At 40.5% G+C, this 21245-nt stretch carries 17 protein-coding genes; 8 read left to right on the top strand and 9 right to left on the bottom strand.

Features of this window, described 5'->3' with window-relative positions:
* Nucleotides 1-57: 57 nt before the first annotated feature.
* The 3 genes from F0249_RS16560 to F0249_RS16550 all read left to right on the top strand — a co-directional run bounded on the left by F0249_RS16560 (nucleotide 58) and on the right by F0249_RS16550 (nucleotide 2005).
* Nucleotides 58-573 (top strand): NUDIX hydrolase, encoded by a 516-nt coding sequence (locus F0249_RS16560; RefSeq protein WP_017053117.1) that lies wholly within the window; start codon nucleotides 58-60, stop codon nucleotides 571-573.
* Nucleotides 574-583: 10 nt separating this feature from the next.
* The gene (gene ltaE, locus F0249_RS16555) at nucleotides 584-1588 is read left to right on the top strand and encodes a low-specificity L-threonine aldolase (RefSeq protein ID WP_113797885.1); all 1005 of its coding nucleotides are present in this window, start codon (nucleotides 584-586) and stop codon (nucleotides 1586-1588) included.
* A 90-nt stretch (nucleotides 1589-1678) separates the two neighbouring features.
* Nucleotides 1679-2005, top strand: a complete 327-nt coding sequence (locus tag F0249_RS16550; protein WP_017053119.1) for a cytochrome c — start codon at nucleotides 1679-1681, stop codon at nucleotides 2003-2005.
* Between the two features lie 74 nt (nucleotides 2006-2079).
* Here the strand turns inward: F0249_RS16550 and F0249_RS16545 are convergent, their stop codons facing one another.
* From F0249_RS16545 to F0249_RS16535, 3 genes are read right to left on the bottom strand one after another with little or no spacing between them, the layout of a single operon-like run.
* Complete coding sequence (locus F0249_RS16545; RefSeq protein WP_171757212.1) at nucleotides 2080-5142, bottom strand: efflux RND transporter permease subunit; 3063 nt, start codon at nucleotides 5140-5142, stop codon at nucleotides 2080-2082.
* Nucleotides 5139-6209 carry an efflux RND transporter periplasmic adaptor subunit gene (locus F0249_RS16540; RefSeq protein ID WP_171757211.1) on the bottom strand — a complete coding sequence of 357 codons (1071 nt, stop codon included), beginning with the start codon at nucleotides 6207-6209 and terminating at the stop codon, nucleotides 5139-5141. Before F0249_RS16540 ends, F0249_RS16545 begins: the two co-directional genes overlap by 4 nt.
* Nucleotides 6209-7285 (bottom strand): efflux RND transporter periplasmic adaptor subunit, encoded by a 1077-nt coding sequence (locus tag F0249_RS16535; RefSeq protein WP_017053122.1) that lies wholly within the window; start codon nucleotides 7283-7285, stop codon nucleotides 6209-6211. The genes F0249_RS16540 and F0249_RS16535 overlap by 1 nt, the downstream gene beginning before the upstream one ends.
* Before the next feature lie 156 nt (nucleotides 7286-7441).
* Here F0249_RS16535 and F0249_RS16530 point away from each other — a divergent pair, with 156 nt between their 5' ends.
* Complete coding sequence (locus tag F0249_RS16530) at nucleotides 7442-8179, top strand: TetR/AcrR family transcriptional regulator (RefSeq protein ID WP_136995728.1); 738 nt, start codon at nucleotides 7442-7444, stop codon at nucleotides 8177-8179.
* A gap of 144 nt (nucleotides 8180-8323) precedes the next feature.
* Here the strand turns inward: F0249_RS16530 and F0249_RS16525 are convergent, their stop codons facing one another.
* Complete coding sequence (locus F0249_RS16525) at nucleotides 8324-10804, bottom strand: EAL domain-containing protein (RefSeq protein WP_171757210.1); 2481 nt, start codon at nucleotides 10802-10804, stop codon at nucleotides 8324-8326.
* Nucleotides 10805-11186: 382 nt separating this feature from the next.
* On the opposite strand from F0249_RS16525, the gene F0249_RS16520 reads away from it, so the two are divergent.
* Complete coding sequence (locus F0249_RS16520; protein WP_113797871.1) at nucleotides 11187-11618, top strand: FKBP-type peptidyl-prolyl cis-trans isomerase; 432 nt, start codon at nucleotides 11187-11189, stop codon at nucleotides 11616-11618.
* Nucleotides 11619-11814: 196 nt separating this feature from the next.
* On the opposite strand, the gene F0249_RS16515 is transcribed toward F0249_RS16520, so the two are convergent.
* Together F0249_RS16515 and F0249_RS20365 are read right to left on the bottom strand one after the other, a co-directional pair.
* Nucleotides 11815-13086, bottom strand: coding sequence for a DEAD/DEAH box helicase (locus F0249_RS16515; protein ID WP_171757209.1), 1272 nt, complete (start codon nucleotides 13084-13086; stop codon nucleotides 11815-11817).
* A gap of 250 nt (nucleotides 13087-13336) precedes the next feature.
* Nucleotides 13337-13462: a hypothetical protein gene (locus tag F0249_RS20365; RefSeq protein WP_017053126.1), complete on the bottom strand. Its 126-nt coding sequence runs from the start codon at nucleotides 13460-13462 to the stop codon at nucleotides 13337-13339.
* 391 nt (nucleotides 13463-13853) lie between these two features.
* Here F0249_RS20365 and F0249_RS16510 point away from each other — a divergent pair, with 391 nt between their 5' ends.
* Both F0249_RS16510 and F0249_RS16505 read left to right on the top strand, forming a co-directional pair.
* Nucleotides 13854-15056, top strand: a complete 1203-nt coding sequence (locus tag F0249_RS16510; RefSeq protein WP_113798081.1) for an aromatic amino acid transport family protein — start codon at nucleotides 13854-13856, stop codon at nucleotides 15054-15056.
* A 151-nt stretch (nucleotides 15057-15207) separates the two neighbouring features.
* Nucleotides 15208-16638, top strand: coding sequence for a methyl-accepting chemotaxis protein (locus F0249_RS16505; protein WP_171757208.1), 1431 nt, complete (start codon nucleotides 15208-15210; stop codon nucleotides 16636-16638).
* Nucleotides 16639-17131: 493 nt separating this feature from the next.
* Here F0249_RS16505 and F0249_RS16500 read toward each other — a convergent pair whose 3' ends face one another.
* From F0249_RS16500 to F0249_RS16490, 3 genes are all read right to left on the bottom strand, one after another.
* Nucleotides 17132-17812, bottom strand: a complete 681-nt coding sequence (locus F0249_RS16500; protein WP_253825333.1) for an HAD-IA family hydrolase — start codon at nucleotides 17810-17812, stop codon at nucleotides 17132-17134.
* Between the two features lie 189 nt (nucleotides 17813-18001).
* Nucleotides 18002-19804 (bottom strand): HD domain-containing phosphohydrolase, encoded by a 1803-nt coding sequence (locus tag F0249_RS16495; protein WP_171757207.1) that lies wholly within the window; start codon nucleotides 19802-19804, stop codon nucleotides 18002-18004.
* Between the two features lie 67 nt (nucleotides 19805-19871).
* The gene (locus tag F0249_RS16490; protein WP_029203432.1) at nucleotides 19872-20381 is read right to left on the bottom strand and encodes a hypothetical protein; all 510 of its coding nucleotides are present in this window, start codon (nucleotides 20379-20381) and stop codon (nucleotides 19872-19874) included.
* 350 nt (nucleotides 20382-20731) lie between these two features.
* Between F0249_RS16490 and F0249_RS16485 the strand changes: the two genes are divergently transcribed.
* Nucleotides 20732-21199, top strand: coding sequence for a CreA family protein (locus F0249_RS16485; RefSeq protein ID WP_171757223.1), 468 nt, complete (start codon nucleotides 20732-20734; stop codon nucleotides 21197-21199).
* Nucleotides 21200-21245: the final 46 nt, after the last annotated feature.

The following is a 21245-nucleotide window of genomic DNA, read 5'->3' as shown; positions in this document are numbered from 1 at the left end:
GGTTTCTGCTATCAACCCAAAATTGGGCAGCATGCTAGAAAAAGTGACCCTATTTGCATGAGCAAAATTATCCATAGATGGAAAAACATATCCCTCATTGAAGAAGATATCGCCCTCCCCAACGGCAATACGATTTCTCACACTATGATCCACCACCCCGGCGCTGCAGTTATTCTTCCTGTGACAGAAAGTGGCAACATTATTTTAATCAATCAATTTCGCCCTTCATTAAAAAAGTGGCTCTTAGAGCTACCAGCGGGAACGATTGAGCCGGGGGAGCAGCCTCTAGAATGCGCTAAACGAGAACTAGAAGAAGAGACTGGATTCAGTGGTGAAGAGTTCATATCTCTTGGCCTTGTCACTCCTCTGGCTGGGTTTTGTGATGAAATACAGTACCTTTATGTTGCAAAACAACTCAGTGAGACTCGTCGCTACGCTTGTGATGATGACGAAATTATCGAAGTTGTGACATTGTCACTTGATGAGTTGGAAGATAAAATACGACAAGAAAGCATCACTGATGCCAAAACTATTGCATGTTTAAGTAAAGCCAAACTTTGCGGTTATATTTAGGAGAATTTAAATGGACTTTCGTTCGGACACAGTAACAAAACCTACACAATCAATGCGCAATGCGATGGCGAAAGCAGTAGTTGGCGACGATGTTTATGGCGATGATCCTACCGTTAATGAACTTGAAGAGTGGGTAGCAAAAGAGAATGGGTTTGAAGCGGCTTTATTTACCACGTCAGGGACTCAAGCAAACCTGCTTGCTCTTATGTCTCACTGTGAACGAGGTGATGAATATTTATGTGGTCAACAAGCCCACAACTACAAATTTGAAGCCGGGGGCGCAGCGGTATTGGGGTCAATTCAACCTCAACCGATTGAGAACAACCCAGATGGCACTCTAGATTTTAATAAACTAACGGCTGCGATTAAGCCTGACGACAGCCATTTTGCCCGAACTAAACTGCTAAGTTTAGAAAATACGATTAATGGAAAAGTGTTACCTATGAAGTATCTGGCTGAAGCACGAGAGTTTGTCGATTTTCATGGCTTACAACTTCACTTAGATGGCGCACGAGTCTACAACGCTGCGGCAGCATTAGATGTGGAAGTCAAAGAGATCGGCAAATACTTTGATTCTATGACGATCTGTCTATCCAAAGGGCTCGCGGCCCCAATTGGCTCACTGCTGCTTGGTAATAAAGCCTTTATCGCCAAAGCAAGACGTATTCGTAAAATGCTTGGTGGGGGTATGCGTCAAGCGGGTATTCTTGCGGCGGCTGGAAAATTAGCGCTCACGGAGCAAGTCCCACAACTCAAAATTGATCATAGCAATGCCAAAAAGCTCGCGCTTGGATTAGCGGCAATAGATGGGTTTCATGTTAACCCTGAATTTATCCATACCAACATCGTGTTTGCAAAATTGGATAGCACGGTTGATATCAAATCTCTCGCGCAGAAGCTGTCTCAGGATGGCATTACCATCAGCCCTGGCAATCCAGTTCGATTTGTTACCCACAACGATATATCTGAGCGTGATATTGATACGGTACTAGAAAAAATTAAAGCCTATCGTTAAATCTCACTCTCTTTTTATAGAACGATGACTTGAGCTTCCCCTAAGGGGAGGCTTTAGTTTATTGTTCTATATTCTTAATGTGAGATTTTCATGACTAAACCTTTCCTGACTCATCTCGTTGCTTCTTTCTTTTATCTCACGTCATTGTCTACCACAGCGGCCTCTTTTGGAGACCCTAAACTTGGTAAGATAAAGTCGCCAAGCTGTGTATTCTGTCATGGACAAAATGGTATCGCGCAGAACAATACTTACCCCAATCTGAACAGCCAAAACCCACAATACCTTTTCAATGCCATGAAAGCTTATCAAAATGACCAAAGAACGGGCGATTACGCCAGCATGATGAAAACGCAACTTCAACGTCTTAATGATCAAGATCTCAAAGATATTGCGGCTTTCTATTCCTCTCAACCTTGATTACATTTCCTTCGTCCCTTAAACGAAAAAAGCCCCACCGAATAATCGGTAGGGCTTGGCGGTAAATAATCAAATTAGCCGGCAGTGGATGGTTTGATTTTATAGAAAATAGCAAATAGCACAGGTACTACAATCAATGTAAGTACCGTAGCAAAGCCAAGACCCGCCATAATCGTAACAGCCATTGAACCAAAGAACGCATCGAAGACAAGTGGAATCATGCCTAGTACGGTGGTCAATGCTGCCATTGAAACTGGTCGTACACGGCTAACCGCGCTATCAACCACAGCTAAGTAAGGATCCTTCCCACTCTCTAACTCGATATTAATTTGATCTAACAAAACAATACCGTTTTTCAAAATCATTCCACTTAAGCTTAGTAAACCTAAGAAAGCTGTAAAGCTAAATGGTAGATTTGAGCCAAGTAAGCCTACCGATACACCAATAATGGCTAAAGGTACTGTGAACCATATAACAAGAGGCTTGCGCACCGAGTTAAACAACAGCATCGTAATGATGAACATCAACAAGTAGCCCATTGGTAATGAACCAAACAGAGATGTTTGTGCATCTTTTGAAGACTCGAACTCACCACCCCAGTCAATAACATAGCCATCAGGTAGATGAAGATCTTCGACTTTTGGTTGCACGCGTGCAAATAAGCTCGCCGCGGTATCATTACCCAAAACATTATGGTCAGCTAATACTGTAAGCGTACGTTTTCTGTCTTGACGCTGAATCAGTGGCTCAGCCCAACTTAACTTAACGCCATCGATCACTTGTTCTACCGGAATGTAAGTTTGAAGGGTTGGGCTCCAAATTTTTACATTACTTAACGATTCAAAATCGACACGCTCACTTTCTGGCAAACGAGCAACAATCGGCAGCATATGCGTACCATCACGCAACAGCCCAATGGAACTTCCTCCAAATGACATTTGCAATGTTTCTGACAGATCTTGCTTTGAGATCCCTAAACGACGCGCTTTAGATTCATTAAACTGTGGAACCAGTTCCTTCGTTCTTTCGCGCCAGTCATGTCGAATGTTTCTAGAACCTGAGTCAGCAGCAAGAATATCTTCTACTTGAATCGCAATATCACGCAATATTTGTGGATCGGCACCGCTGATCCTTGCTTCAATTTTAGACGCAGGCGAAGGGCCAAACTCCATCAACTTAAATTGGAATGATGGCTGGTCAAATTTCGTGGCTAACTCTTTATCCAGCAAGTGCAATAGATCAAACATATGCTCACGATCATTCATTCGCACTTGTAGCTGACTGTATGCTTCGTAGCTTTTTTCTGGTTGATAGGTTAGTGCAAAACGCTGTAGCCCTTGTCCTGTCGAAGTAGTAACAAATTCAACATTATCCTGCGCACGAATATAACGCTCGACTTCTTTACTTTGCTTCGATGTTTCACGGATATCAGTACCTTCAGGCATCCACATATCAATGTAGAACATCGGTGTATTTGAAGGCGGGAAGAATTGTTGTTTCACTTGTCCAAACCCAATAATGGAGACGACCAGCAATCCAACCATTGAAGCAACCGTAAGCCATCTGAATCGTAATGCAAATGTCAGCATGGATTTAAATAGAGTGAATAGCGCCCCTTTATATGGGTCTATTTCTTCATCGCCATCTTGTGGTTTTTCATCTTTAAATAATAGATTAGCCAACAGCGGAGTGATGGTTAACGCAGTCACCCAACTTAGGAAAAGCGAATAGCATAGTACCCAGAAAAGATCGCCAAGGAACTCACCTGTCGCATCTTCAGACAAACCGATTGGAGCGAACGCAGTAATGGCAATAATCGTTGCACCAAGCAGTGGCCATTGTGTCTGTTTTACGATCTCATTAGCAGCTTGGACCTTCGTACGTCCTTTCTTAATGCCGACAAGGATGCCTTCAACAACAACGATAGCATTATCAACCAACATCCCTAGAGCAATAATCAAAGCACCAAGTGAAATCCTGTGCAGTTCGATATTATTCCACTTCATCAGAATGAAGGTGCCCATTACGGTCAGTAGTAATACCGAACCAATGATGATGCCGCTTCGAAGCCCCATCGCAAAAAGCAGAACGATGATCACAATAGCGACAGCTTCAGCTAAGCTGATAACAAAATCTTTAACCGATTGGTCAACTTCCGCCGATTGATTGTAAAAATAATTTAGCTCTACACCCGCAGGGCGAATGTTTTCAAGTGTTTGAAGCTCTTTGCTAAGCGCATTACCAACTTCAACAACGTTAACCCCTGAACTGAATGATATGCCAAGGTTGATCGCTGGTTTGCCGTTATAAGTGACTATATTGGACGGCTTTTCTTGAATACCACGTGACACTTCTGCAACGTCTTTTAGGCGAATTAAGTTACCGGTATCACGTCCGTGAATGATCAGCTCTTCTAATTCTTCAACCGTGCTCATGCTGCCATTTGGTCGAATGGTAAGTTTTTGTCCATTGAGCATGACTTCACCAGCAGATTGAACACTATTTTGCTGATTCAATAAATTGTTCACGATGGACATGTCTAAATTGACCGCGGCAAGCTTCTCTAATGAGATCTCAACGAAAAGCTGCTCTTGTTGATCACCAGCTATACTCACTTTACCCACGCCCTCGACAAGTTCGATTTCGCGCGTTAGGTAATCGGCATATTGCTTAAGTTCAACATAGTCAAAGTCATCGCCCGTTAGCATGATCATCACGCCGTAAACATCACCAAAATCATCCATGACTTGTACAGAAGTGACACCAGATGGCAATGCAGGTCGAAGATCGTTGATCTTACGACGCATTTCATCCCAAATTTGAGGAAGTTCGTCTGGGCCATACTCCATCTTCATGCTCACCATCATTTGTGACATGCCGTTTGATGACGTTGATGTAATTTTATCTATGTACGGCAACTGACGGATCGCTTTTTCCAGCGGATATGTCAGCTCTTCTTCTACCTCTTGGGACGTTGCTCCCGGGTAGTTTGCAATGATCATTGCGTCTTTAATGGTAAATGCTGGATCTTCTAAACGACCTAGATCTGAAAATGAAACCACACCACCAATCGCTAATATAACGATAAATAACCAACTGATTACTTTGTTACGAATCGAGTACTCTGCGATAGTCATTGAGCAGCTCCTTTTAATTCCATGCCTTGACGAAGTTTTCTTAGATTAGACGTCACTAATACGTCTCCTTGAGTAATGCCAGATTCAACAATGACACCCTGACTGGTCGTTTCTTCAACGCCAACTTTCACTTTTTCAACCGCTCCATTGACCATTTTCCAGACAAAGAACTCACCCTCTTCTCTCCCGGCATCCAATGCTGTCATCGGTAACTGATACCCCTGAACAGTACTCAAGCCCGCTTTCATCATATCGACAGTGACAGTTGCACTTGTTCCAGGCATGATCATCGGGGCAACTTGCGGCATTTGTAGCCAAAATTCATAAGTTTGGGACTGAGGATGTAACTCACTCGTGTGCTCTAAATATTTCATCGGATAAGCTTGCTCAACCCCTGAGAATCGAACGCTAGGTTGATAGCTTTCTGAATTAACTTCTGGGTTTAGCATCGCCAAAACGCTGTCTGAAATTTGAATGCGTACGTAAACCGTGTCGTTTTTATATAGAGTAGCGACCACTTCACCTGCTGCTGTATTTTCAAAATTATCTTTTGGAACGTCAGACACTAATCCGTCAAATGGCGCACGTAGTTGTGTGTATTTGATGGCCATTTCCGCCGCTTTCAAGTTTGCAGACATCAATTTGTAGTTTGCTGTCAATTCATCAAGTTCAGCTTTTGAGACCATCTCATTACGGTATAAGTCGTTGCCACGCTTCAGTTGGCGACTTGCTAGGTTTAATTGAGATTTCGCATCTTTTAGATTCTGCTTCGCTTTTTCATCGTCTAAAGTCGCAATGACTTGACCTTTTTTAACAAGTTGCCCAGGTTGAACGGCGACTTGATTGATTTCTCCTTCAATTCGAAAGGATAAAGACGTTAACTCAGCCGCAACTACTTGGCCGTTAAAGCTGCGATACTGGCTCTCTAAAGGCGCATCGACGGTTAACGTTGAAACTTGTAATAGAGGTGACGGAGCAACAACATCTGCATCTGAACAACCTTGAAGGCCAGTCAGTGCCAACATTAATACAGATAATGAACCTATTTTTTTCACGTTATACGACATTAGATTCCACCTTCTCGTTGCCATACTTTCACTTGCTGTCCTTCCGAAATGTCACTAACGCCAGCAACAACGATGAGGTCACCCTGCTTCAAGCCATCTAATACGTAACCTTCGTCATCAAGCATCACTTGGGTCTTCTCTACTTGCTTGCTTTCACTATCAAAAAGCCAAAGTGTTCCTTTATCACTGGTTTTCGTGATCCACGCCGAATCCATAATCTTGAACCCTGAGCTTCTTTCACTATTCACTACTTGCACTTGTCCAGTCATGCCAGACAACAAGTTAATACCTTCAGGCTTAGTGATGCTAACAACCGCGGTATAGCTATTTGTATCTTGATCGGCCTGAGTAGAAATCTCTTTGAAATTTGCAGGGATAAGGTGGGTCAAATGGCTATCCATTCGAACAAAAAGCTGCGTCTTTTTAATTGCGGATAGACCATTCTTTTCTACGTATTTCACCGGAATGCTGAACGTCACGTCCATCTTTACATTATTGATGAGGTTCAACACCACTTGCTTAGGCGCAACAAGTTCATGTGCTTTGCTGAAATCAAGTGATACAACACCATCAAAAGGAGCAGAAATTGTAGTGTAACTCAAGTCTGTTTTCGCTTGCTCAAGGGACACTAAAGCAGCTTGGTAAGACGTTTCTGTTTGGTCAAAAGAATCGGTACTGATCAACTTCTTTCTGTACAGTTTCTCCGCTCTGTCGAATCGCGTTTTAGCCAGATCAAACTGAGCTTGTTTCGCATCTAGCGCAATTTGGTAGTCCGTAGGATCAAGCTGTGCTAACACCTGCCCTTTCTCAACTATCTCACCCATTCTTACTGGCACTGACTCAATTTCACCAGCGACTTGAAACGATAATTCTGCGCGCTCAGTGGCACCAATTTTCGCTAAGAAATTATCCGTATGCTGGCTAGATAGATCTGGAACCGTGATGAGTTTCACTGGCTTAATAATATTTTTTTGTGGTTCTGAGTTTGCTTGATTGCAGCCAACCATAAAAAAACTCAGAGCAATCACTGCCGTCAATTTCAGCTGACTACTAAATAACGATGGGGAGTTAATCATAACGAAATCCAATACGTTCAGGTTTATTATACATTCGGGCAGTATATAGTTATTTATGTTCAGATCAAGTATACTTTCCACCTGTGCAGTAATTATTTTTATGAAAAATATTGTGAAATCTGATAAAAAGACAGCTTAGATGATAAGAAGGTTCGTATGACGGAAAGAAAACAAGGTCGCCGCTGTGCTCTGGCGGCAGAAGAGACAAAGCATCAAATCATTACCGTTGCCGCTCAAATGTTTTGTGAGCTCGGGTATGAGCGTGTTTCACTAAGAAATATCAGTGAGAAAGCTGGCGTTTCACACAGTTTGATCCGTCATCATTTTGGCAGCAAAGAGAACATTTGGTACTCCATTAGTGACTCTTTACATGAGTATATGCTGGCGTATATGAAGCATATTCTTCAAGAAATGCCACAAGGATTAGCCGCGAATACAACGCTCTATCTATTTATAACTAGAATGCAAGCACACATGCTCATTAGAAAAGAACCAATCCAGTTTATCGCTGATGCAGTGAGGCAGGCCGGAGAGCTATTAGACTACTTTATTGATAGCGTGGGTGAAATTGAAGCGGTGGTGTATAAGCTTGAGGCTGACTATAACCGAGATTTTCCGGAAACGCCGATCCGCATAGAAGAGATAAAGTGGCAATCCATCATGTCTGCGCACGCCGCTGCAAGTCTCACTCCATTCATGAAAGAGACTTGGGCCAACGAAACAACTTGTGAATCACAATGTTTACTTAATCACTGGCAGATTTTCAATCAAAGTATGGTTAGAAAACTCCATATTGCCCCGCAAGATGAACTGAAACCGACCTCACTTAATGAGATAGTTTATGAAGTAGAATGCAAGATGAACTGTAACCGAAAATCGGACTTATCCGAGTGATTTTCGATAAAATGGCACCACGAGAGGTTCAAGGATAATCTTGCTTCCCAGCGACCGACTAAGACGTTAATACCAATGTGAAGACAGTAACTTATGGAAAGGCTGAATGGGAATCAAAACATAGCCCAAGAGCCTTACATAAACCTAGCATTCAATACTATGTGTCTCATGCAGATATTGTTGCTCAAACTTTTTGATATCAATCGCTGGAGACCAGTAATAACCTTGTCCGACTTTACCTCCGAGCCGTTTTATCACAGTAAGCTCTTTGTGCGTCTCAATTCCTTCGATGACAACTTCAGCGCCAAAAACATCCGCCATATTCAGTAGTATTCGGACAATTTTTTGATTCGTCACATTATTTTCTATCGACTTCACAAACATCATGTCTATTTTTACTTCATCAATATTCAATTGGCTTAGATAAGCCATTGATGAATAGCCTGTACCGAAATCATCAATTGAGATAGCGAAGCCCAATTGTTTAATGTCACAGACACGTTTAATAAGCTCACTGGAGTTCTCTAACTCTTGAGATTCAGTAATTTCGAAAGTGATATAATGAGCATCGACTGAAAACTCATCTCTTTTGAATTGCAAAAAATCGATAAAATCCTTTTGTCGAAGATCAAGAACCGAAATATTGATCGACAGTTGAATGTCGACTCTTCGCATTGCAACCCAAGCAAACATTTTTTCAATTGCGATACGAGTGAGGCTATGAATTAGACCACTTTGCTCAGCAATAGGGATGAACTCACTCGGTGGAATCATACCTAATGACGGGTGTGTCCAACGCATCAATGCTTCACCACCAACAACGATATTCGTGTGCAGATCAAATTTTGGTTGAATATAGATATCGATTTTTTGATCGTATATCGCCAGCCTAAGATCATGCAAAATTCTTACATGACTTTCTATCTTTTCAGTCATTTTTTCGTTGAATTGCCGCCATTTTAAACCACTTTTCTGAGCCTCTAGCAATGCCATATAAGCCTTTTGATGGAGGCTTGAAATACCATCATCTCCATCACTCAGATTCGCACTCGCAGCCCTAAGATATAAGTCTGAAAAATATATACTGCTCGCTAATTGCTTTTGCCAAATATGAAGCACCTTTTCTATTTGCGTTTCGGTGTTCTCGTCATCAGTTACAAAAATTAAAGTCTGCTGTGGAGGAATACACACACCAAAATGTTCCTGATCTAAACTCATGCTCAGCTGCCAAGGTAATTCAGAGATTGGTTTGGCTACTTTAGATAACAACGTGTTAGTTTCAACTGTGACGATTTCATTACCCAATGTACTAATGAGATGATCTAATCCTTCGACATAAATTAAAATCAACTTGACTCGTTTTATATCGATGCCACGAGCAATGAACTGATCATTCAGAACATATTGATAGAAATGCTGATTGGGCATATTCAACGTTTGATCAATCAAGCGGTGCTGTTTGTCTTGGTGTTCTTGATATTGTAATCGCTTCGCAAGCCCTACCGATAGCAGATATAACTCAGCTAACACACCAAGCATAAAACTGTGTAAGGTCACTATATTCTGTGGTAACACATTCGCATAAGTAAGAAATCCACCCGCAGCCCCGACAAAGGTACACACCCAAGAAAGTAGATAAAACAGTGCTGGAGAATATTTCTGTTTCAACGCGATGATAGCAGTACTGATACATATATAACTGACAACGACAATAAGAACCGAGGTGACATACATCCGTTGCAATTCAGCAATTTGAAAGCTTACCACCAGCAGAATAATGAAAAACCACGAACTTTTTCCAATAAGCTTTCCTAACGTCGGTCTAAATTTTTTGATATCTAGATAATGGAAACCAAACCGTAATACGCACCAAAGCATCAATAGGTGAAAAACACCCATATGAGTGCCTAACCATCGGCAAAATACATCAGGGAAAATTAAATAGCCAAAACCATGTAACGGTGCAAATTGAAGAAACATACAAAGTTGCAGCAGTAAGTACCATCCATATTGCGAACTGTGTCGATTTAGAGAAAATATAAAGCCATTATAAACCGCTAACGCAAGGAACATCCCTATAACGCCACCCCAAAGAAACAGTGTATTCATGTGCTGACGGGCGAACTCAGGTTCATCCATTAAAACCAAAGGCATAATGGCAGGACCATCACTTTGCTTTTTTATCAGCAATGTGAGTTGCTCATCGTCTTGAATTGTAAACTCAAAATTTACGCCCTTATACGGTTCATTCGTCATAGGCCTATCGAGAATTCCGAGCGACTCAGCCTTTATCAGCGTCGTATCTTTAAATAGATAGAAATCTAAATGCTGCAATAGGTGGCTTTGAGAAAGCAATACTAGATTTTTAGGCCGCTTAAGCTGTGAAGCAGACAGTTGGATTCGATACCAATACGTATCGGCATTTGGAGAGGTGGAATGTTGGTATGAGGCCGTATCAAACTTTGCATTTTCGAGCATGTATTCAGCTGAGTTTGAATCAATATCAAGAGCAGTATCTAAAGGCGACGTTAAATTTTGTTGTTCAAATCTGTCATCTATATTCAATTCAGACGCAGTTAAAGAGCCACTAAATATTAGAAAGCAAATCCATAATGATCTAAACATAAGTGAACGAATGCCTCCTTGGCCTACTCCACGAATATACAACTGAAATTCACGTGAGTGCCTCGTCACTTTAGTAGCAAGTGACGATACGTTGAATATTATGCCCTGCTAAAATGATATGCCACTTTACGTATATTTCAAATAATGTCGCTTGAATCTGTTGTTCACCGTCATAAATATGAAAAAACATTTAACTCCTGTGCCAACACGCAAAAAGTGACCATTACGTTCAATTATAAGTGAGCCGTAATTTGTTAGGTTTGGTATGATATTTAATGGTACTAATTATTATGTATATATTTCTTTATGTAGAAATATCAGGCTTTTATATAACTAAAGTCAAATTACAAACCAATCAATTTATCAGCTTGGAATATAAATAATGGCACGCAATAAAGATAAAAAAAGTGGTAAAGGATCCGCTGGGCAAAATAGAAAGCAAAGTGAAGATTTTCTTGTCAAATATCAAAAAAAATCGGACGTCACGATGACTGATTCCGGCTTAATGTATCGCGTGATTGAAGCTACGAATGAACGCAAACCAACAATGGATGATAGTGTTGAGGTTCATCAAAGAATTCTGTTAACTGACGGGAAAATTATCGCAGATACATACAAGACCAACAGCCCAGAAAAATTTAGTGTGGAAGAAGCAATCGACGGATTAACCGAAGGACTACAATACATGACATTAGGTTCTCGCTATGAATTTGTAATCCCGCCAGATTTGGCGTGGGGGAAAAAAGGAAATCGCAGTAGCATCGGACCTAATGCGGTATTAACTATCGATATCCGTTTATTGGATATATTTTAATCTACCGCTGGATATAACGAAACGGCTTTGTTTTCACCAGACAAAGCCCGTTACCGTTAACCACTAGATATCAGTTTAATTGAATAAGCCTTATGTGAGTCGATAAAGCCGATAGCTGTCTCAGCAATACACATAAGCTATCGCGTATCAACTCACCCATCCAAACCCCGACGATTAAATCCGCACAGGCGAATTCTTAACGCTTCGCTTTGCCTCGGTTCTGATGAATTTTCAACTTAGCCTTCATTTTGCGCTTGTCGGCTGAGCGTCCTTTTTTATGTGGCGTGCGATCTTCTTCAACATCGCCAAGCAAACTCGGTTCAAAACCAGCTAACCACTCTTGCGGTAAGCGAGTATCAAGTAGCGTTTCTACCGCCTCAAGTAAGTATTCTTCGTCCCTACTCATTAGTGATACCGCTAAGCCTTCGTTACCTGCTCGGCCTGTGCGCCCAATTCGATGCACGTAATCTTCCGCTTTGTAAGGTAATTCAAAGTTCACAACTTGTTCTAGTTGCTGAATATCCAGTCCCCTTGCGGCAACATCTGTCGCAATAAGAGCGCGTACTTTGCCTGATTTAAAATCATCGAGCGCTTTCTGACGTGCGCCTTGACTCTTATCGCCATGAATGGATGCTGCTTTGATCCCGTCCAATTTCAGCTCTTTGACAAGCACATCTGTTCCCTGTTTAGTCTTAGTAAAGACAAGAACTTGTTGCCAGTTTCGAGAGCCAATAAGATACGCCAATAACTCGCTTTTACGTTTTTTATCAACGGGAAAGACAAGTTGCTTCACTTTATCTGCGGTGCTATTTGAAGGTGTGACTTGTATTTCAGTCGGATCACGCATCATATCGTGCGCTATTTTCTTTATCTTTTTATCAAACGTTGCCGAGAAAAATAAAGTCTGACGCTCATCGTTCATTCGACGAAGAATACGTTGGATATCAGGCATGAACCCCATATCTAGCATACGATCGGCTTCATCAAGCACTAAAGTTTCAGTTTGGTTTAAAACAATGTTTTTCACAAAGAGGTGATCAATAAGACGCCCCGGAGTCGCCACCAAAATATCAGCACCTCCTCGTAGATTCTTTGTTTGAACATGCATACTCGTTCCACCATAAGCAACAACGACTTTAACATCGCTACCTTCGGCATAACTTTCTAAATTATCAAAGACCTGCTGAGCAAGCTCTCGCGTCGGAACCAAAATCAACGAACGAACCACTTTGCTATGAGACTCTCTATCAATTGGATTCTGGGATAAACGTTGAATGATAGGGAAACCAAAAGCGGCCGTTTTCCCTGTTCCCGTTTGAGCGCCTGCTAATACATCTTTTCCTGCTAAAACATGAGGAATTGCGCGCTCTTGCACGCTAGTAGGTTGCGAAAAGTTCAGTTTCGCCAGTGTTGCGAGTATTGATTTGGAAAGACCTAATTGGTCAAAGGTAAGAGTGGTATCAGACATGAATTGCGCTCAAATATCAAAGAGGCGCGGATTGTAACAAAACTGTTCATCGCTTTCACGAATTACTGTGGTTCTTAATTGCTGTAGTTTTTAGTTACTACCGTTCTTAATTGCTATGGTTTTTAATTGCTAAAGTTCTCAATTGCTATAGCTGTTAGTTACCATCGCTCTTAGTTAACATGAATCTTAGTTACTGAGCACTTTAATATAGATTTAGCCAGCACATGATTGTGCTGGCTACAACGGTTATCTATTTATTTGCAAAAATGCTATCAGCAAGCTCTTCAACTGCCTGCTCATATTCGGATAAGTCGATGCCTATTTCGATTGCATCCAAGAGCTCCAAGCTCTCTTCATTGGTTGTTTGGTCACTCATTATTGACCTCCATTTCTTGTACACAAAATAGACGGGCTGTTAGTTCAGTGTGTGAAATCATCTTAAGACGACAAACCCATCGTTTATTTTTAAAAGCCACCGTGCCTTTATATCTACCTTATATGACAGTTTGCTAACGATCTAAAGATAATTCTCAAACTAATATGAACAACATCATAAGTAAACGTTTGCTTATGACTGTACTACCGTGCCACACAATAACTGTAAACAAAAAATTACACCGAGGAAATAATAATGTACAAAAGTAATTGCTTTGCACCTGATTATTCTTCAAAATGCTACAAAAGCAGTAGATACGACACACAAGAATGGCCAATCGCCAAATAAAAGTATCTACAACACCTTGAAATGTAAAATTAAGAATACACTCATGACATCAAAAATCTTTGGCAGTACTTTAATCATTGCTGGAACCACCATTGGTGCAGGTATGCTCGCTCTACCACTCGCATCAGCAGGCATCGGGTTTGGAACATCCCTCATCATAATGCTTTTTCTTTGGGGGCTAATGGCTTTCACAGCACTATTAATGCTAGAAGTCCATCAATACGCAGGTAGTGATGCAACTCTCCATACCCTCGCAAAACAGATTTTGGGTACGAAAGGAAAGTTTATTGCTAGCTTTTCCATGCTGTTCCTTTTCTACTCTCTCTGTGCGGCCTACATTGCTGGTGGAGGCGCTCAATTTACAGAACGTTTAAACAGCCTAGATATGGGTGTCGTGAACCAAACCTCAGGAACCCTATTATTTACTCTGCTTGTCGCAATGGTCGTGACCGTTGGAACAAGCACTGTTGATAAGGTAAACCGAATACTATTTACATTAAAATTAGTCGCCATGGTGTTCGTACTCACCTTTCTTGCGCCAAATGTCACTGAATCTTACCTTTTGAGTATGCCTATGCAGCAAGGTTTAGTTGTAGCGGCAATCCCAGTGATTTTTACCTCGTTTGGTTTCCACGGCAGTATTCCAGCCATTGTGAAGTACTTAGGCGGAGAAACAAAAGCATTGAAGAAAGCGATCGTGATTGGCTCTGCCCTACCGCTGGTTATTTACATTCTATGGCAAATCGTCACATTGGGTGTGATCAGCCAATCCGTATTAGTCAACAATTCAGGCCTAAGTGCGTTACTAAACACGCTTTCACAAACTGTACATAATTCCAACTTAGCGAACATTGTTGGGGTTTTTGCGGATCTTGCGCTAGTAACTTCGTTTCTAGGTGTGAGCCTAGGCCTATTCGAATACATGGGTGATACGCTTAACAAACAACAAGGTACGAAAAATCGAGTTCAGTCTGCTCTTATTACTTTTGTTCCGCCACTATGCTTCGCTCTCTTTTACCCGCAAGGGTTTATTATGGCACTTGGGTACGCTGCCATAGCCCTTGCTATACTTGCTGTATTGTTACCTGCAGTCATGGCTCATACTGTAAGAAAAAATGGCAATAATGATCAGTTTTACCAAGTTAAAGGCGGTAATCTTTCATTAGTTTTTAGTGGCATTTGTGGCTGTGTTATCATTGGAGCTCAATTGTTAATAAGTTTTGGCATTCTAAGCCCGCTTGGTTAACTAGATTGAATTCACACTTAACTTTTGATGACTTAGATCACACTTATTAAAAGTCACTTACTGTGGGTTTCACAAGAAAGTGCGATAGAGCACATTAAAATGTGCTCTATTTCGTAAGAATGGCTCAATATAATTTTGCTGCGGAGCATTTATGAAGGAAGTACAATTTAGGACGATTGATCGCCTATTTATAAAGATGTCAATTAATGACAAGATGTGGGTGATATTTGCACTCTTTTTAGTAGCGTTGACCGCAACCGCTGGGGCTCGTTATTTCAATAGTATTGACCAAATTGAATCACAATCTATCACTGCTGCCGAATACAAACTGCAAGGAATGCTATCTAATTCAGATCTAGATGTTCTTTCCGCCTCTTCTTTACGTAAAAGTAACGGTGTGCAATCAACTCAATATACAAATGGTGTGGTTACCGTTAGTGCTACTCATTCTTCAGGTCAAGCATTTACCCTTGCAGAAAATGTAAAACAACTTGAAGGCGATAAAAAACAACAGGCCTTAACTTCATTTTTCCTAACTTACCTTTGGGCTGTTCCTTTTGGTATTTTTGTGTACTGGGTTGCGACTTTCCTAGGTGGTGCTTTGTGGGTTCTATTTAGTACTACAGAAAAAATTGGGGCGGGTGATCTTACTTCGCGCTTAGGCTTCCACCCTGGACGTGATGAGTTTGGCACTATCGGTTGCGCATTAGATAAATCGATGGATACGCTAACTGAACTTGTGGTTAGCGTTAAAGAGAGTGCTGAAACACTTAGCAATACTTCATCTTCGTTTGAAGGCGAAATGAAGCAGAGCGAAGCACAAATCACCAATCAATATGCGTCTTTAGATTCAGTTGCAACGGCAATGGAACAGATGACAGCCTCAGCTCAGGAAGTCTCTAACATTGCTCAGCAAGCGACAGGACAAACCGATCAGGATGCTAAACATGTTGCTTCAAGTCACCAGCGTGTTCAGCAAGCAATTAATGAAATTGGCCAGCTGTCTCAATATATCGAGCAAGCGTCAAATTCAGTAGCAACCTTGAATGAAAACACGACTCAAATAAACGAAGTTATCACAACCATTAATGCGATTTCTGAACAAACCAACCTACTCGCATTAAACGCAGCCATTGAGGCAGCGCGTGCAGGCGAACAAGGTCGTGGTTTTGCTGTCGTGGCAGATGAAGTAAGAACTTTAGCGAGTCGTACTCAAGCAGCGACTGTCGAAATTCAAGCGATGATCGAGAAATTACAATCAGAAAGCCAAAATATTGCCAATATCACTCAGCAAACAGTTAGCCAAGCACATACAAGCAGCGACTTAATTTCTGATATTGGAAGTGATGTGAGCTCAATTGCGAATTCAGCAACCACATTAATGGATATGAGTATTCAAATCTCAACGTCTGCTGAAGAGCAGAGCGCAGTAGCGAATGATATTGCCGCAGAGTTAAGTGATATCCGAACTCAATCCAATACCCTGAAATCTGTTGCTGAACAATCTTCGGCTGGTATTTCGAACCTTACAAAAGCATCGAATTCACTCGGAGAAGTACTGAAACGTTACCGCACGGTTTAATCCGATCTAACGTTTGTGCCCATTACTAATAAAGCGCTCAGTGAGCGCTTTTTTTTATCTATTCATCTTCAGAATGTACTTCACATCGAGTAGACAGTTAGACGAAGTTTACGTCTATGGACAACTTTGGGTACTTTCAACAACCTCAATAACAGCATTATTTCATTCCAATAACCAGTACTTGAATCGCGTCTCATTTTTTACACATAAATAAGTTTTTGTATGCTCAAAAGTTAGACAAAAGGAGTAATCTTAATTGATAAGGATTTTCCTTACTTTTGCTGCCAGGGATCCAATATGATAAAAATAAAACCAGAACTAAACAATGACGTTGTATGCCCGCTCTGCCACCATGACGAGTACCTACTATCAGAAAGTGGTGAAAAGTTTACATGTGGATCGTGTGGTTTCCATACCAAACAATTCAAATCTATTATCAAAAACAACCACCACCATTTTCAGCATCAACGCCAACACACATATGTATATCTATCTAACAGTGTGTATCACTAATCCAACTTTCAATTTCACCTAAGTGATGGATGTGTGTGACACTTGGCAAATCAACTTTTGTTGCAGACATTCCATTACATAGCTGGATTGTTTTCACTCCGGCATCCACGCCTGCTTGCACGCCTTTTTTTGTGTCATCAACGTACAGACATTCTGATGGCAAGAAACCCATACTCATCGCAGAATACATAATTAGGTCAGGTTCTGGCTTCCAACTATTGGTATCAAACGCTGAAAATATTTTCCCATCAAAACTATCTAGTAGACCCGTTAAAGAGAGTGAATATTGCACTTTATCTTTTGGTCCATTTGATGCCACGCAAAACTCAATTTGATTTTTTTCTAAAAATTGAATAAGTGATCTAGCGCCGTTCATTGGCTTCAACTCGGCTTGAAATAAGAGGCTAACTTGCTCTCGATACATTGGTTCTAAAACATCTAATGAAATATTTAAACCAACACGGGCATTAGTTTCAGATAATATATCTGCCAATTTTCCACCCTGAAAATGCTCGATACTTTCATGAAGAGTTAACTCTGCCCCAAATGAAGTAAATACATTCACTAGTGCTTGGCAACAGAGCTTTTCACTATCGATTAGCGTTCCATCACAATCGAAAATGACACACTTTATTGAACTTGGCATTGCTCTCTTAGTCATAACTTGCCCTATATTTCGAACATTAAGTTATATACTATTTCATTCATTGGCATGATTCTGTGCATAGCTAACAGATTTATCTTGAGACCAAATTTTGCTTTACAAAATAGAATATTGGTCACTGTATTGAACAATAAATTGATCGTTCAGGTGAAATATTGACGAAAATACCAACATCAAATAAATATTCTATACTGCGTTTACGATTTTCGAGTTAGCATCTGGGTAGGTATTTCGAATTTTGACGAACTCCTCGATGTTTTCGAGCAACAAAGTGGTCAAATCAGGATCAAACTGCAACCCCTGTTCAGCTTCAAACCATGCAACGACTCTCTCGATAGGCCAAGCATCTTTGTAGCAACGTTGACTTAGAAGTGCATCAAAAACATCGGCAATCGCAGTGATACGAGCAAAGATATGAATATTTGTCCCGGACTTTTGTTGAGGATATCCATTACCATCCCACCTTTCATGATGCTCATTGGCAATAATGGCAGCTAAGTTCGTTAAGTCACCATTACTCGTCTTCAGCAGATTGAAGCCTACCGTGGTATGTTGCTGCATGATCTTCCACTCGCTCGCTGTCAATTTGCCTGGCTTGTCTAAAATAGCTTCAGGTACGGCAATTTTTCCAACATCGTGCATAGGACTAATGATTTCGATAATCTCAATTTCACGATGGCTCAAACCTTTCAGCTTGGCCAACAGAGCAGACAAAATTGCCACACGCTTAACATGATTGCCCGTTTCACCAGAACGAGTTTCAATCGCTTCGCCTAGAACATGGATCATCTCTTTTTGTACGCCAACGGTACGTTTTTGAAGAGAGAGAATTTTTGAGTTCTTCTTTGCCAGTTCACGCTTTTGTCTCAGCATGACAGATTGTGTAATGATAACTAGAAACAAAGAAATAATAATAATCCCAGCACCTAAAAGTAATCTGAAATTATCTTCAAGAAATGATTTTGGCTTATTTAAAATGACAACGGATTTAGGCAATAGCTCCTGCTCTATCCCGAACTTAATCATAACCTCATAATCAAATGTGAGAAGGTTGACATTAGGGAAGCTAAGAGCTTTAGTAAAGTTCATAGGAATATACTGATCAAGTGCTTGAACCGCTTCTACACCCATATTTTCGGAATGGTTCACGTACCCACCCAAAATACCGTTAATAATATAGAAATCCCAAAAGACAAAAACTGGGGCAGCACTTTTCTTACCAATCACAGATGCGATATTCTCATAAGTATGGTAGATGCCTTTATCTAATTCTGTATTAAAATGCGTTAATATCACTGCATCATCAGGCGACACTGTTGACAGTAAATCCCCTGCAGCATTCAACGTTTGATCTCTCACCTCGACGAGATTGACGTCTGGTAGATTAGATATAATCGGTAAAGCCTTATTTCTAATTAACTCCGAAGTCGTACTTCTGTCCGATAAATAATAAATATTCTTTATATCTTTTCTGAGTTTTATTATTTCAGATATATTTCCTTCGACATTATCTCGCTCATAAAGAGTTGCAGTATAATCAGAGACGGAATCTAATCGTGCTGATAAGTCATTTATGCCTACAGCAATAATTGGAATCGTTCTATTGGGGATGATATTCGTTTTATTTAATAAACGAACAGCATTATCATCAGTTGCGATTACTGCATCGAATGGGTATGCATTGTATTTAACTCTAAAGTAACGCTCTAATTCTTGATAGTAATCATTGGTGTTAATTCTTTTCGTATCAAGATATTCAACTGATACTTTGACAGGTGTTGATGCTAAAGACAGAGCTTTATCGATCCCATTTTGCAAATCACGAGTCCACTGATAGGAAGGATCATATGAGTGAATGATAAGGATCCGCTTGAAGGGATGCTCAACAGTTTTGGCTGCTTCTAAAAGTTGATTCACTTCATTAGCTTGAAGGAACATAGAAAATGCACTGAAAAAAGCCAACAAACTCATTTTCAATACAAATGACATTTTTTGAAGTACCACTTTAGAGGGAGAACTTTAATGATACTTCAAACATTACAATTGTTACTAGCCTTTACTGCTTCTCTACCCACACTTCACAATCATTAGTGTGACTTTGTTTCCAATAACGCCAAAGCTGGTAAGTAAATTTCTCGATGTCATCTTCATTATCATTGTGCCATGCTAAATCTGATATGAGACATTCAATATCATCACAACTAACCATTGCCGCAGCCACAGGCTCACCGGACTTAAAGCCAACATACAGTTCATGATCAGAAGATAGAATAATCTGAGTAAGAAATTCAATAATATTGGATTGGTCGCGATCCAATTTCCATTTCTTAGACTGGATTATAGAAAACATAATCGTCAGCCGATGAAAATCAACCAAGTAGATCTCATCAACCACATCATCCCCATGGCTAAGCATGGTATCGAGCTCTTGATAATGTTTAGTTTCTAAGCTTTTTACATACAGATCTCTACCCAACAAGCTTTCAGATGTTGGAAAGTCCACATCGACTTGCCCAAGTAACCAGTGGTTTTTCTTTTCTACGATGTTTGGCGTGGTTTTATTCATTCTTTTAATTACCAATAATTGTTTAAATTGCTGCAATTTAACGAAAGAAAAAGCCGTATTACCCCCAGATATCACAGCTTTTCGGTATGCATAAATTTGATTTTGGGGCTGAGCTACACGCAGAAAGAGCACAAAGACTCATAATTATAACTAACACTTTTATCTTCATCGTTTTGTACCTTATCTACATTGCATCTACGCTCAGTGGCAACACCATAGCAGGTTTTTATCTCTAAAACTGGACTAGACTCAACTGTTGAGGCTAAGGCTTTCAATTTTTTGGTTAATGTAAATCGACGACCTCCAATGTGGTAAGATATATTAATCTAGTTGAAATCTAAGGATTTATGATGAAGAAAATTCTATTCGCTCTTGGCCTTTCTGTTTTTTTGGTTGGCTGCTCTGACAACGAAGTGGGTGACGTATCTCTCGGCCTCTTCACAATGAAAGACATCAAAATAGAAAATCTCAAAGATGATATAGTGACAGGCGTAACTTGCCATATTGCCTCTATCGAAGCTGATTTTAGCCTCGCTGACCCGAGTGACAGCTCAATATCTTGCCGTCAAACAGGTGACATTACCCCTGATATGATCGCGCAAATTGATAAAAGTAAATCCGGCGAAGTTGTCTTCAAAAAATCGAAAAGTATCTTTTTCAAATCGATGAAAGTAAGACGTATCTATGATCCAGAAAACCAAACTCTGCTTTACTTGTCTTATACAACGAAAGAAACGGACGGTAGTTTCAAGCATAGCCTTTCTACAGTGCCGCTTTGGGGTACAAAAGCCTTCGGTTCTTCCACTGGTGAAAAATGAGTCAATCAAGTGCCAAACCTTTCTGTTTGGCACTCTTAAATGTAAT

The organism is Vibrio sp. 03-59-1, assembly GCF_013114135.1.
Taxonomy (GTDB): Bacteria; Pseudomonadota; Gammaproteobacteria; order Enterobacterales; family Vibrionaceae; genus Vibrio; species Vibrio cortegadensis.
The sequence above is the reverse complement of the archived record's forward strand: the minus strand, read 5'-3'. Positions and strand labels throughout refer to the sequence as shown.